The sequence below is a fragment of the Mycobacterium sp. SMC-4 genome (assembly GCF_025263265.1).
Classification (GTDB): Bacteria; Actinomycetota; Actinomycetes; order Mycobacteriales; family Mycobacteriaceae; genus Mycobacterium.
On sequence record NZ_CP079869.1, the window covers coordinates 5,076,826 to 5,090,618 of the forward strand.

Annotated in this window: 12 protein-coding genes; 11 read left to right on the forward strand and 1 reads right to left on the reverse strand. The window is 66.7% G+C overall.

Annotation, left to right across the window (positions count from 1 at the left end; genetic code table 11):
- Window positions 1-50 precede the first annotated feature (50 nt).
- On the forward strand, window positions 51-647 hold the full coding sequence (locus KXD98_RS24230; protein WP_260760856.1) for a nitroreductase family protein: 597 nt from the start codon (window positions 51-53) through the stop codon (window positions 645-647).
- Here the strand turns inward: KXD98_RS24230 and KXD98_RS24235 are convergent.
- Window positions 644-1,636, reverse strand: coding sequence for a linear amide C-N hydrolase (locus KXD98_RS24235; protein ID WP_260760857.1), 993 nt, complete (start codon window positions 1,634-1,636; stop codon window positions 644-646). The genes KXD98_RS24230 and KXD98_RS24235 overlap by 4 nt on opposite strands.
- Before the next feature lie 170 nt (window positions 1,637-1,806).
- On the opposite strand from KXD98_RS24235, the gene glnT reads away from it, so the two are divergent.
- The 10 genes from glnT (at window position 1,807) to KXD98_RS24285 (ending at window position 13,739) form a co-directional block, all read left to right on the forward strand.
- Window positions 1,807-3,114 carry a type III glutamate--ammonia ligase gene (gene glnT / locus KXD98_RS24240; RefSeq protein ID WP_260760858.1) on the forward strand — a complete coding sequence of 436 codons (1,308 nt, stop codon included), beginning with the start codon at window positions 1,807-1,809 and terminating at the stop codon, window positions 3,112-3,114.
- 33 nt (window positions 3,115-3,147) lie between these two features.
- The gene (locus KXD98_RS24245; RefSeq protein ID WP_260760859.1) at window positions 3,148-4,056 is read left to right on the forward strand and encodes a glutamine amidotransferase; all 909 of its coding nucleotides are present in this window, start codon (window positions 3,148-3,150) and stop codon (window positions 4,054-4,056) included.
- Complete coding sequence (locus tag KXD98_RS24250; protein WP_396881976.1) at window positions 4,053-4,751, forward strand: protein glxC; 699 nt, start codon at window positions 4,053-4,055, stop codon at window positions 4,749-4,751. The genes KXD98_RS24245 and KXD98_RS24250 overlap by 4 nt, the downstream gene beginning before the upstream one ends.
- Window positions 4,751-6,112 carry an FMN-binding glutamate synthase family protein gene (locus tag KXD98_RS24255; protein ID WP_260760861.1) on the forward strand — a complete coding sequence of 454 codons (1,362 nt, stop codon included), beginning with the start codon at window positions 4,751-4,753 and terminating at the stop codon, window positions 6,110-6,112. Before KXD98_RS24250 ends, KXD98_RS24255 begins: the two co-directional genes overlap by 1 nt.
- The gene (locus tag KXD98_RS24260) at window positions 6,109-7,314 is read left to right on the forward strand and encodes an FAD-binding oxidoreductase (RefSeq protein WP_260760862.1); all 1,206 of its coding nucleotides are present in this window, start codon (window positions 6,109-6,111) and stop codon (window positions 7,312-7,314) included. Before KXD98_RS24255 ends, KXD98_RS24260 begins: the two co-directional genes overlap by 4 nt.
- Before the next feature lie 9 nt (window positions 7,315-7,323).
- Window positions 7,324-7,992, forward strand: a complete 669-nt coding sequence (locus KXD98_RS24265) for an XRE family transcriptional regulator (protein WP_260760863.1) — start codon at window positions 7,324-7,326, stop codon at window positions 7,990-7,992.
- A 162-nt stretch (window positions 7,993-8,154) separates the two neighbouring features.
- Window positions 8,155-9,960 carry a 2-isopropylmalate synthase gene (leuA, locus tag KXD98_RS24270; RefSeq protein ID WP_260760864.1) on the forward strand — a complete coding sequence of 602 codons (1,806 nt, stop codon included), beginning with the start codon at window positions 8,155-8,157 and terminating at the stop codon, window positions 9,958-9,960.
- 113 nt (window positions 9,961-10,073) lie between these two features.
- Window positions 10,074-11,378: an NtaA/DmoA family FMN-dependent monooxygenase gene (locus KXD98_RS24275; RefSeq protein WP_260760865.1), complete on the forward strand. Its 1,305-nt coding sequence runs from the start codon at window positions 10,074-10,076 to the stop codon at window positions 11,376-11,378.
- Window positions 11,368-12,570 (forward strand): 3,4-dihydroxy-2-butanone-4-phosphate synthase, encoded by a 1,203-nt coding sequence (locus KXD98_RS24280; RefSeq protein WP_260760866.1) that lies wholly within the window; start codon window positions 11,368-11,370, stop codon window positions 12,568-12,570. The genes KXD98_RS24275 and KXD98_RS24280 overlap by 11 nt, the downstream gene beginning before the upstream one ends.
- Entirely contained in the window at window positions 12,567-13,739 is a 1,173-nt protein-coding gene (locus KXD98_RS24285) for an MFS transporter (protein WP_260760867.1), read from the forward strand. Before KXD98_RS24280 ends, KXD98_RS24285 begins: the two co-directional genes overlap by 4 nt.
- Window positions 13,740-13,793: the final 54 nt, after the last annotated feature.

Sequence of the window (13,793 nt, forward strand, 5' to 3'; positions counted from 1 at the left end):
AGGATAAAGGCAGCGCGCACCTGGTTTTGCCGGCCGGTAGCGTGCGGTGGGTGTCCGCAGCTCCGCGCGGTCGGCTGGCCGACACCTCGGTGCCGATCCATCCTCCCATCGCCCAACGCTGGAGTCCGCGCGCGTTCGACCCCGTCGCGCAGGTGCCCCGAGACGATCTGATTGCGCTGCTGGAGGCCGCACGATGGGCTCCGACGTGGGGCCGTCGGCAACCCATTCGCTTCGTTGTCGGCGTCCGTGCAGACCCGACGTTCGCCACCGTGGCCGGGCTGCTCAAACGGGGCAACAGCTACGCCAAGGCCGCCGGCGCGTTGATCATGCTGTGCGCCGACGCCGGCGAGGACGACAAGACGCGGCGCTACGCCGCAGTCGACGCGGGTGCCGCTATGGCCAACATCACCATCGAGGCTGTCTCGCGCGGGCTGATCACCCACCCGATGGCCGGCTTCGACGCGGCCGCGGCGGCCGAGGCTTTCCGACTCCCGGACCGCCTGGACCCGTTGATGGTGATCGCCGTCGGCCACCTCGGCGACTACTCCGAGGTGGCATCCGAGATCGCCGAGCGCGATCATCAGCCTCGATACCGGCTGCCGTTGGACGACCTGGTGGTCAGACTGCCGCAGTCAGCAGGCCCTTAGGCCGACAACCCGAGGAACGTGAACGGTTCGGCCGGCTCGAACTGCGCGCTGGTCTCACCGGTGAACACCGCCTTCTGCCCCTCGCCGAGGACCAGACGCTTGGTCGGCGCGGTGTCACCGAAGTCGAGGTTCTTCAGGTCCACCCAGAAGGTGCTCGGCGACAACGCCGATTCGAAGAAGTACCGCAGCGACGTGTGGTCGATCGCGGTACGCCAGCGTGTCGAAGAGATATTGGGCTCGTCGGGTGTGGTGATCCCGTAGGGCACCGAGGCATTGCGCACGACGCCGAGTGTCACCGCGACAGCCTCCAGCGGATCGGCGGTCTTGGGCACCGCGTTGACGTAGAACGAGGCGCGCACGAACCGGTCGGCGGCGCGGTTGGTTCCTGGCAGCATCACCGTGCCGCCGATCTGGTCCCAGTACTCGGTGATCGCGAGCTGCTTGTCGAAGGTCGGAGAGTTGGTCATCACCTGGTACTGGCGCCCATGGTGGATGACCTGGACACCGTCGATGTACTCGATGATGGCGCTGTCACCACCGGCATCCGACAGGGCCAAGTGGACCGTCGCCAGCCGATTCTGACCGGGGACTTCAGCGCTGATCACGTGCAGCGGAGTGGCCGTCAGCGCGGCGACGGCCTGCGCCACCGTGGCGAAGTTGTCCAGCATGTACTGCGCCCACAGCGCCACCGACAACGCCGGGCTGCTCCCGTCACCGGCACTGTCGGGGTAGCGGGACTCGGCCAGCCACAGCAGGCAAGCGCCCAGTCCTGCCTCGTTGAGCCCGTCGGTGGTGGAGATGTCGTAACCGGTCGCCACGACGCTGCCGTATTTCGACACCCACGTCGCCGAGCCGGGGCCGGCGTCGCCGTGCCGGGTGGTGCCGCGGGGCAACACCCAAAGGTTCGTTCCGATCTCGACCACCCAGTCCATGGATCGTCCGGTCACAATCCGTTCGCCGGTACCCAGATAGACCACACGCGTACACACCCGACCAACCGTAGTCGTGCGCTCCTTCGCAGCTCGTTACCCCGCCGAAACGTAGCGCGTCGCTTGGCGTAACAGCCGCGGCGGTAACTGTCCGGTGAACGGGGCCTTCGCCGCGCAGGATGTTTCCCTGCCTGATACTTTGATTCCTAACAAGAGACAGGTGATTTCAGATGACCACACAACTCGCCGAGCTGGCCCACAGCGCCGGGACCAAGTTCATCCTCGCGCTCTTCGTCGACCTCCGTGGAAAGCCCTGCGCCAAGCTGGTTCCGGTGGAAGCCGTCGACCTACTGGCAACCGAAGGTGTCGGCTTCGCCGGGTACGCCGTCGGCGCCATGGGCCAGGAGCCCAAAGACCCCGACCTGATGGCGCTGCCCGACACGGAGTCCTTCACCCCCATTCCCTTCATCAAAGAGGGGCTGGCGATCGTGCACTGCGACCCGCACGTCGACGGAGCGCCCTGGCCGTTCGCACCCCGGGTCATCCTCAAGTCCCTGATTCAGCGCTGCTCGGACGCCGGTTTCGAACCGTGGGTCGGGGCCGAAGTCGAATACTTCCTGTTGCGCCGCGACGACGACGGCACCGTCTCGGTGGCCGACCGCGCCGACACCGCCGCCCAACCCTGCTACGACGCCCGCGGTGTGACCCGGATGTATGACCACCTCACCGCCGTGTCGAGCGCGATGAACCAGCTGGGCTGGTCGAACTACGCCAACGACCACGAGGACGGCAATGGCCAGTTCGAGCAGAACTTCAAGTTCGCCGACGCATTGACCACTGCAGACCGGGTCATCACCCTGCGCTACCTGCTGTCGATGATCGCCGCCGAGCGCGGGATGATCGCCACCTTCATGCCGAAACCGTTCGGCGACAAGACCGGTAACGGGTTGCACTTCCATCTGTCCCTGACCAGCGGCGGCACCCCGGTGTTCCCGGCCGCAGACGACCAAAGGGGTCTGGGACTCTCCGACACCGCCTACGGCTTCATCGGCGGAATCCTCGAGCATGCCTGTGCGCTGCAGGCCGTCGTCGCGCCGACGGTGAACTCCTACAAGCGAACCGGTGCCGCCACGACGTCATCGGGAGCGTCCTGGGCGCCGCGGCTACCCACCTACGGTGGCAACGACCGCACCCACTACATCCGGGTACCCGACTCCGAGCGCATCGAGATGCGGGGCGGCGACGGTTCGGCCAACCCCTACCTCGCGATCGCAGCCGCCCTCGGCGCCGGCATCGACGGCATCAAGCGCAGCACCAACCCCGGGGCCGTCGGCCAAGGGGTCAGCACCCGACCGCTGCCGCCCACCCTGCTGCACGCGGTCGAGGACTTCGAGACCGACCCGGTGGTGACCGGCGTGCTCGACAGTGTCGGCGCCGGCGTCGCCGCGTACTTCGCCAACGCCAAGCGAGAAGAGTTCTTCGCCTATCACAGCTCGGTGAGCCCGTGGGAGCTCGACAGCTATCTCACGGCGTTCTGAGCCACATCGATCGGACACAGAAGGGATGACGCCATGTGCGGGATCGTGGGGTTGCATCTGCGGACACCCGAGCTCTACCCCCGACTCGGGGAGCTGTTGACCGGCATGCTCTGCGAAATGGGCGACCGGGGCAGCGATTCGGCCGGCGTCGCGGTCTACGGAGACCCGTCGTGGTCACCCCCGGGCCGCGGGTGTGTCTCGGTCGCCGACCTGGGCACCGGCCGCCGCGATGACGCCGATCAGGTCGCCGCGGCGGTCGCCGCAGCGTTGGGTGCTGACGTCTCCGGCGTCGCGGTCGACCGCAGCTATGTGCTCTCGGCCGACGTCGACTCCGAAATACTTCTCAATGCGCTGCACTCGGCCTTTCCGGATGCCCTGGTGGCCGGGTTCGGCGCAGACATCGCGGTGTTGAAAGGAGTCGGGCACCCGCGGACGCTCACCGCAGGATGGCGCCTGACCGGTGCCCAGGGCTGGCAAGGAGTCGGGCACACCAGGATGGCCACCGAATCCGCGGTGACCCCCGCGGGATGCCACCCGTACGCGGTGGGCCCCGGCCAGTGCATGGTGCACAACGGCTCGTTCGCCAACCACGCCACCATCCGGCGCGAACTGCGCGCCGTGGGCGTCGCGTTCGACAGCGACAACGACACCGAAGTGGGCGCGCGCTTCATCGCCGGCCTGCTGTCGCAGGGACTCGACGTCGAGACCGCGTTGAAACAACTGTGCGCAACCTTCGACGGCTTCTACACGCTGCTGGTGTCCAACCGGGACTCGTTCGCGGTGGTACGCGACGCGATCGCGTGCAAGCCGGCAGTCATCGCCGAGACCGACGACTGGGTGGCGATGGGCAGCGAATACCGGGCACTGGCCGGACTTCCCGATGTCGAGCGGGCCCGAATCTGGGAACCCGAACCCGAGGTGGTGTACGCATGGAGCAGATGAGCAGCACAGCCTCTGCGGTGACCAGGTTCGACCTACGGACCACCCCGCTGCGCGAGGTCAACGCCGCCCTGCACGCTCGGGGCCTGACCGGCGATTTCCTGATCGCACATCCGGCAGGTGCGCACAATGTCGCAGTCGGTCTCGATGCACCGGTCACCGTGACCATCGACGGTCACGTCGGCTACTACGCCGCGGGCATGAATCAGCACGCCGACATCGTCATCGACGGCAATGCCGGGACCGGCGTCGCGGAGAACATGATGAGCGGTTCGGTCTGGGTCAGAGGCGACGCCTCACAGTCGGCCGGGGCCACCGCGCACGGTGGTCTGCTGGTTATCGAGGGCAATGCGGCTGCGCGCTGCGGGATCTCGATGAAAGGGGTCGACATCGTCGTCGGAGGCAACGTCGGGCACATGAGTGCGTTCATGGCCCAAGCGGGACGTCTGGTCATCCGCGGTGATGCCGGGGAGGCGTTGGGGGACTCCATCTACGAGGCACGCATCTACGTGCGCGGCGACGTCGCGTCGCTGGGTGCCGACTGTGTCGCCAAGCCAATGCGCCCAGAACATCACGAGGAGCTTGAAAAGCTTCTCAAAACAGCAGGATTCGAGGCCGACGACACCCATGCCTACACCCGGTACGGATCGGCACGCGGGCTCTACCACTTCCACGTCGACAATGCGAGTGCCTACTGATGACCACTTCTGATCAGCGCGCGCAGCTCGGGCTGCGCGAATCGGCCACCTTCGACCGGGCCACCATCGCGGCCATCCAGCGCGCCGCCGACACCGGCATCTACGACATCCGCGGGTGGGGCGCCAAAAGGCCACTTCCGCACTTCGACGACCTGTTGTTCCTGGGTGCGTCAATGTCGCGCTATCCCCTGGAGGGTTATCGCGAACGCTGCGCCACCGATGTGGTGCTCGGTGGACGGTTCGCCAAACACCCTCTGCACCTGGAAATCCCGGTGACCATCGCGGGGATGAGCTTCGGCGCGCTGTCCGGCCCGGCCAAGGAGGCACTGGGCCGCGGGGCCAGTGAGGTCGGCACCTCCACGACCACCGGTGACGGCGGGATGACACCCGAGGAACGCGGACAGAGCAAGTACCTGGTCTATCAGTACCTGCCGTCCCGCTACGGGATGAACCCTGACGACCTGCGCAAGGCCGACGCGATCGAAGTGGTACTGGGCCAGGGCGCCAAGCCCGGCGGCGGCGGGATGCTGCTGGGCCAGAAGATCTCCGAACGCGTCGCGGGGATGCGCACCCTGCCCGAGGGTATCGACCAGCGCAGTGCGTGCCGGCACCCGGACTGGACCGGTCCCGACGATCTCACCATCAAGATCAACGAGCTGCGCGAGATCACCGACTGGGAGAAGCCGGTCTACGTCAAGGTCGGTGCGACCCGCACCTACTACGACGTCAAGCTGGCTGTGCACGCCGGGGCCGACGTGGTGGTGGTCGACGGCATGCAGGGCGGTACGGCTGCCACCCAGGAGGTGTTCATCGAGCACGTGGGCATCCCGACACTGGCGGCGATCCCGCAAGCGGTCCAGGCGCTGCAGGAACTCGGCGTGCACCGAGACGGTACAGCCGGACGCAAGGGTGTCCAGCTGGTCGTCTCCGGCGGCATTCGCAACGGTGCCGACGTCGCCAAAGCCCTGGCGCTGGGCGCCGACGCGGTAGCGATCGGCACCGCGGCGCTGATCGCTCTGGGCGACAACCATCCGCGGTACGCGGCAGAGTACGAGACGCTGGGCAGTGCTGCCGGATTCTTCGACGACTTCCAGGACGGCCGCGACCCGGCAGGCATCAGCACTCAGGACCCTGAGCTGGCCGCTCGCTTCGACCCCGTCGCGGGTGGGCGCCGGCTGGCCAACTATCTGCGGGTGCTGACGATGGAGGCCCAGACCATCGCGCGGGCCTGCGGGAAATCACACGTCTGCCACCTCGAACCCGACGACCTGGTCGCGGTGAGCATCGAGGCCGCGGCGATGGCCCGGGTTCCGCTGGCCGGTACCGATTGGATTCCCGGTCGTCACGGAGGAGCCTGGTGAGCGAGACCGCGGAGGTCGTCATCGTCGGCGGCGGTCTGGAAGGCGCCGCGGCGGCCTGGGCACTGAGCAGGCGCGGCGTGACCGATGTGGTCGTGGCCGAACGCAATACCGTGGCCTCCGGCATGACCGGCAAGTCCAGCGGGATCATCCGGTGCCACTACGGGGTCAGCTCGTTGGCCGCAATGGCCGCCGACGGACTCGAAGTTTTCGAAGCGGCCGCCGACATCTTCGGCCACGACATCGGGTTCCGCCAGACCGGTTACGTCGTCGGCGTCGGCGACCAGAACGTCGAGTCGATGCGCAAAAGCCTTGCCGCGCAACGCGCCGTCGGGGTGGACACCGAGGAGATCGACAAGGCAGAGGTCGCGAGATTGTGGCCGTTCGCCGACCTGACACCGTTCGCTGCCTTCGGTTGGGAGGCCCGCGGCGGCTACGGCGACGCCTACCAGACCGCGCAGGCATTCTCCATGTCGGCGCGCGCGGCCGGGGTCCGGGTGCGCCAGGGCACCCCGGTCACCGACCTGCTCGTCGACGGCGATCGAGTCACCGGGATCCGGACCGCCCACGGCACCGAGATCTCAGCCGGCACCGTCGTGGTCGCCACCGGCGTGTGGACCCGGCCGCTGCTGGCGCGCTACGGCATCGACATCCCGATCCGGGTGATCCGCGAGCAGATCGTGATGATCACCCCCGGCATCACGAGTGCAGCGGTGAGCCGGCTGCCCGTGTTCTCCGATCTGGTCTCCCTGCAGTACGTGCGCCCGGAGGTCGGCGGTGACATCCTGTTCGGCAACAGCGATCTGCCGAGCTACGCAGACATCGATCCGGCAGACCCCGACAACTACCTCAACCGGGCCACCGACGACTTCGTCGAGCTCACCGTCGACAAGGTCGGCACCCGCTTTCCGGGCTTCACCGACGCCGCGATCTCGGGCAGCTACGCCGGCTGCTACGACGTCACCCCTGATTGGAACCCGGTCATCTCCACCACCCCGCTGGACGGGCTGGTGGTCGCGGTGGGTTTCAGCGGCCACGGCTTCAAGATTGCTCCTGCGGTCGGGCGCCTGGTGGCCGACCTCGTCGTCGACGGCCACAGCAGTGACCCACGAATCCCCGCATCGGACTTCCGGTTGACCCGATTCGCCGAGAACGACCCCCTCAAGACGCCGTACCCCTACGTCGGTGCCGGGCAGATGCGCTAGACAGAGATCGTGGACCTCCCAGAAGTTCCGGACGACCTCGGCCCGCTGCTGCGCAATACCTCGGGCACCGCCCGGGACCGCGATCCCGCCGCACCGGTGGAGGAGCTGGAGATCGAGGCCGCCATCGGCCGCAATGTCCGGTTGCTGCGGTTGCAGCAGGGGCTGACCGTGGCCGAGACCGCGGCCCGGGTCGGCATCTCGAAGGCCATGATGAGCAAGATCGAGAACGCCCAGACCTCCTGCAGCCTGTCCACCCTCGCGTTGCTGGCCAAGGGCTTCGACGTGCCGGTGACCAGCTTGTTCCGCGGCGCCGATGTAGAACGGCCGGCAGCGTTCGTCAAGGCCGGCACCGGCGCGCGCATCGTGCGCGAAGGCACCCGGGAGGGCCACGAGTACCAGCTGCTGGGCTCGCTGCGCGGTGAGCACAAGCGACTGGAATGTCTCGAGGTCACGCTGTCGGAGAAGAGCCAGACCTACCCGTTGTTCCAGCATCCGGGCACCGAGTTCATCTACATGCTGGAGGGCGTCATGGACTACAGCCACAGCCGCTCGGTGTACCGGTTGCACCCCGGGGACTCCCTGCAACTCGACGGCGAGGGCGCCCACGGGCCCGTCGACCTCGTCGAAGTCCCGATCCGGTTCCTGTCGGTGATCGCATTCCCCGACTCTGCGGTGTGACGAACTCGCGTTTTGACCTGCGCACACCGGCGAGTACAGTCGACACCGTGCAGCGGGTGCTCCTTCTCGGACGCCGCGACGGGGTCTGATCCAGACCGGCCTCCCGTCGCGGGTGTTCGCGATGCGCCGGTCTGAAGTCCTTCCCGATCCCGGAGCACCGACATGACTGAGAACTTCAATCCCGACGCGTACAGCTCGGTACGCACCATCACCACCCCGGCCGGTCCGCCGAATTCCGGCCAGCCCTCCTGGAACACCCAGCGTGGCTCGTCCATGCCGGTGAACCGCTACCGCAGTTTCGACGAGGAGGTCGAGCCCATCCGGCTGCCCGACCGGACCTGGCCCGACAAGGTCATCGACACCGCCCCGATGTGGGCTGCCGTCGACCTGCGCGACGGCAACCAGGCGCTGATCGATCCGATGAGCCCGGCCCGCAAACGCCGCATGTTCGACCTGCTGGTCCGGATGGGCTACAAGGAGATCGAGGTCGGTTTTCCGTCGGCCAGCCAGACCGACTACGACTTCGTCCGCGAGATCATCGAGCAGGGCGCGATTCCCGACGATGTCACCATCCAGGTGCTGACCCAGTGTCGTCCGGAGTTGATCGAACGCACCTTCCAGGCCTGTCAGGGCGCGCCGCGCGCGATCGTGCACTTCTACAACTCGACGTCGATCCTGCAGCGCCGCGTGGTCTTCCGCGCCGACCGGGATGCCGTGAAGCAGATCGCCACCGACGGCGCGCGGATGTGCGTGGAGGAGGCCAAGAAGTATCCGGAAACGTTGTGGCGCTTCGAATATTCGCCGGAGTCCTACACCGGCACCGAACTGGAGTACGCGGTCGAGGTATGCAACGCCGTCGCCGAGGTGATCGCGCCGACGCCGGAGTGGCCGCTGATCGTCAACCTGCCGGCGACCGTGGAGATGGCCACACCCAACGTGTACGCCGACTCCATCGAGTGGATGCACCGGCACCTGAGTCCGCGGGACTCGATCATCTTGAGCCTGCACCCGCACAACGACCGCGGTACCGCCGTCGCCGCAGCCGAATTGGGTTACGCCGCGGGCGCCGACCGGATCGAGGGCTGCCTGTTCGGCAATGGTGAGCGCACCGGCAACGTGTGCTTGGTGACGCTGGGACTGAACCTGTTCTCCCGCGGTGTGGATCCGCAGATCGACTTCTCCAACATCGACGAGATCCGCCGCACCGTCGAGTACTGCAACCAGCTGGCGGTACCCGAACGTCACCCCTACGGCGGGGATCTGGTCTACACCGCGTTCTCCGGAAGTCATCAGGACGCCATCAACAAGGGCCTGGACAGCATGAAGGTTGCCGCAGATGAGGTGGGCGCCGCCGTCGACGAAATTCTCTGGCAGGTCCCGTATCTGCCGATCGATCCGAAAGACGTCGGCCGTACCTACGAAGCCGTGATCCGGGTCAACTCGCAGTCCGGTAAGGGCGGCGTGGCCTACATCATGAAGGCCGACCACGGGTTGGCCCTGCCGCGCCGGCTGCAGATCGAGTTCTCCCAGGTGATTCAGCAGATCACCGACGGCGAGGGCGGCGAAGTATCTCCCAAGGAGATGTGGGACGCGTTCTACGACGAATATCTGGCCCCGGTCAGGCCGTTGGAGCGGATCCGGCAGCGCGTCGACGCCGCCGAAGTCGACGGCGGGACCGATACCATCACCGCGGTGGTGAAGGTGGACGGCGTCGAACGAGAAATCATCGGTGCCGGGAACGGTCCGCTCGCCGCGTTCGTCGACGCGCTGGGCGCCATCGGCTACGACATCAACGTTCTGGACTACTCCGAGCATGCGATGTCGGCCGGCGAGGAAGCACAGGCCGCGGCCTACGTGGAAGCGTCGATCGGCGGCACCACCGTGTGGGGTGTGGGCATCGCAACGTCGATCACGACGGCTTCGCTGCGCGCGGTGGTGTCGGCGGTCAATCGGGCCGCACGCGCCTGACGAGGCATTAGGCGCCGGCTGATCCGCGCAATACCGGTGCTACTGCGGCGACACGGCGCAGTAACTCTCCCCTGTTTGCCTTAGCGGGCAACACGTCGAAGGGGAGCACAGCAATGACCGGTAGCGGCAAGTTTCATCTGGCGTGGTTCCTCAACTTCGTCGCCGACGAATGGAACGGACCATGGGGCGACGGTGGCCGGGACTTCACCGGCGAGTTCTACGTCGAGATGGCTCGGGATCTGGAAAGGGCCAAGTTCGACTACGTGCTGATCGAGGACAAGCTCATGGTGTCCACGGCCTACGGCGGCAGCATGGAACACGACCTCAAACACGGCGTCAACCCCAAACACGATCCGGTTCCGCTGGCGGTGCTGATGGCCAACGCCACCAACCGCCTCGGTGTGGTGCCGACGATGTCCACGAGTTTCTATCCGCCGTTCCTGCTGGCGCGGCTGTGCAGCACCGTTGATCACATTGCCCGCGGCCGGTTCGGTTGGAACGTCGTCACCTCAGGTGAGGACCGGGCAGCACAGAACTTTGGTCTCGACAAACTCTATGAGCATGACGAGCGCTACGCGCGGGCTACCGAATACATGGAAGTGGTCACCAAACTCTGGGAATCGTGGGACCGGGACGCGATCGTGCGTGATCACGTCACTGGTACCTACGCCGACCACAACCGGGTCCGGACCATCGACTTCGAAGGCAAGTACTACAAATCTCGCGGCCCGCTCAACACCGCCCCGTCCCCTCAGTACCGGCCGACCATTGCTCAGGCGGGCGCCTCCCCTCCCGGGCGGGAGCTGGCCGCCCAGCACGCCGACACCATCGTGGCCCCCGCCGACGGGCCCGAGAAGATGAAGGCCTACCGCGAGGACATTCACGAGCGGATGAAGGCCAATGGCCGGGATCCGGCCCACTGCAAGGTGTTCTACCTGGTTTCGCCGATCGTGGCCGACACCACCGAAGAAGCGTTCGCCAAACGGGACCGGTGGTTCAATGATCCGCTCTACATCGAGTACATGCTGGCCGAGATCTCCTCGATCACCGAGATCGACTTTGCACAGTTCGACCTCGACGAGCCGCTGCCCGAAGTGTGGACCAACGGCGAGCGAGGCTCACTGGAGAGCTTCGTGGGGCGGGGGAAGGATAAGACCTTGCGCGAACTGGTGACCGGCAGCGGAATGACCAGCCACGTCCAGTTCACCGGCACGCCTGCCGAGGTGGCCCAGGAGATGTCCGACGTGATGGACGAGGTTGGTGGTGACGGTTACCTGATCACCAGCCCGGTGATGCGGTTGAACCGCCGCTACGTCACCGAGATCACCGACGGGCTGGTACCGGCGCTGCAGCGACTCGGTCGAACACGCACCGAGTACACCACCGCGATGCTGCGCGATCATCTGCGTGAGTTCTGAGGTGTCACTGATCGGTCTGCGCCCCGACGGGTCTGTCCCGGACACACCCCACGGCGCGGTCGAAGATGCCGTCGCAGCGTTGCGAAGCGGTCACATGGCCATCGTCATCGACGGCGAACCGACCGACCACTGCGGCACTCTGGTACTCGCCGGGTCGCATGCGACAGCGCAGCGGGTCAACTTCATGATCCGGCACACCGGCGGCATCGTGTCGGTACCGATGTCAGGGCGCGACCTCGACCGGCTGAACCTGCCCCCGATGGTCGCGTCCCACGGGGACGTCCGGGCCGACGCACATGCGGTGTCTGTCGATGCCAGAGACGGTGTCACCAGCGGGATCTCCCCAGCCGATCGGGCGCGAACGATCTCGTTGCTGACAGACCCTGCTACCGGTCCGGGCGACCTGACCCGACCCGGGCATGTCTTTCCACTGCGCGCCGCCGAGGGTGGTGTGCTGCGCCGTGCCGGACATACCGAGGCGGCGGTGGACATGGTCGGACTTGCCGGCCTACCGCCGGTGGCCGTGACCGGCGCGGTACTTGCCGACGACGGCGCACCGGCCTGGCCCGAACCACTGCGGGTCTTCGCGGCTCGACACGGGATACCCGTGGTGACCGTGTCCGCGCTGATCGCCTATCGGCGGCGTACCGAGAAGCTAATCGAGTTCAAGGCGGCGGGCCGCCTGCCCACCGGGCACGGTGTGTTCCATGCGCACGGCTTCCGCTCGCTGCTCGACAGTCGTGAGCACGTCGCCCTGGTGCTGGGTGACGTCGCGGGCCCGCAGACGGTGCCACCGCTCGTCCGTGTGCACTCAGAGTGCCTGATCGGCAACGTGTTCAAATCGATGCGGTGCAGCTGCGATGTTGAGCTGCAGGGCGCCATGCGGATGCTCGCCGCCGAGGGCAGGGGAATCGTGGTGTATCTGCGCGGCCACGAGGGTCACGGCGCGGCCTACCTCCAGCGAATCTGTGGCGGCTCGGCGCGTTGTCATGACGGTGACGGTGACGAGCGGGACTATGGCATCGCCGCCCAGATCGTGGCCGACCTGGGAGTGCGGCGGATGAGACTGCTGACCAACAACCCCGTCAAGTTGATGGGGTTGCAGGCCTATGGCATCGATATCAGCGAATTCGTGTGTCTGCCCGAAGCAGCAGTGCACCAGAGCGGACATCTTCGGACCGTGGTCCGGTGACCAGCCAGGCGCTCTCAACCTATCGCTGGTTTCTGCCGGTGATGGCCACCGGAGGTCTCACCATGAGCCTCACTGCACCACTGGAGGTGCTCTACGCTCACGACTTCAGCTCCAGCAGTGCCTATCTGGGGCTGTTCATGCTCGGCGCTGCACTGGGCGTCATCGCCGTTGACGTCCTCGGCACCAGATTCATCCCCGGATTGGATGCCAGGTCGGCACTGGTGGTGAGCCTCGTTGTGTTCGGATTGTCCTGTATCGGAATGGGTCTCGCGCAGGACGGTGTGGTCCTGATGGTTTCGCGCATCATGCAAGGCATCGGCGGCGGGGGTGTACTGGGCGCCGGATTGCAGGCGGCGGTGCGGGTGGTGCCGCCGAGTGTCGATGTGGCGCGCTCACTGGGCAGGTTCAACGTGGCGTTCATCATCGGCGGCGCGCTCGGCGCCCCGGGGGGCCTGCTGGTCGCCGCACTCGTGGACAGCGGCTTCGGCTACCGGCTCGCCCTCATCGGCACGGGGGTATTCTCGATCGCGGTCGCAGCCGCAGTCGCAGCTGCGCTACCCCGGCTGGATGCGCCACCCGGCGTCGCCGCACCCCGCATCGGCCTGCCGCGCTTCGCGAGAACACCTGCCCGAACCACTTCGCTGGTGCTGGCGATGAGCGGTGAATTCCTCCGGGGAGGCGTTCTTTTCACGGCACTACCGCTTGCCGGCGCTGTTCGCGGATATCCCGTGGCCATGATCACCGCGGCGATCGCACTGATGTCGGCCACCGAGATCGTCGCACTGTGGCTCGCCTACCGGTTGATCCGGCGTACCGGGACGATCAGGATGCTGCTGGTCTCGCTGAGCCTGGGTGCACTGTGTGCCACCGGACTGGCGCTCACCTCGGCTACCAGCGCCTACCTGATGATGGCTGCGGTCTTCGGCATCTCGCTGGCCGGAGCAACCGCCAGCCTGCCTGTGCTGATCGTGGCCCAGGTCGGCGATTCCTCGGCGGGTGTGGCGAAGTTTCGGATCTCGGCGGGGATGGGTCTGCTGGTCGGCTCCGTCGGATGTGCCGTGCTCGCCTCCCACATCGGGGTGCCTGCGCTGTTCGCCGGGATCGCGGTCACACTTCTGGGCTGCGCCCGGTTGGCTCACACCGTGGGTCGGCGGATGCCGGCTGTGTAACCCGGAGGAATCAACATCGCCGGTCGCCGTTAACAATCGGCTGTTCCAATGTCT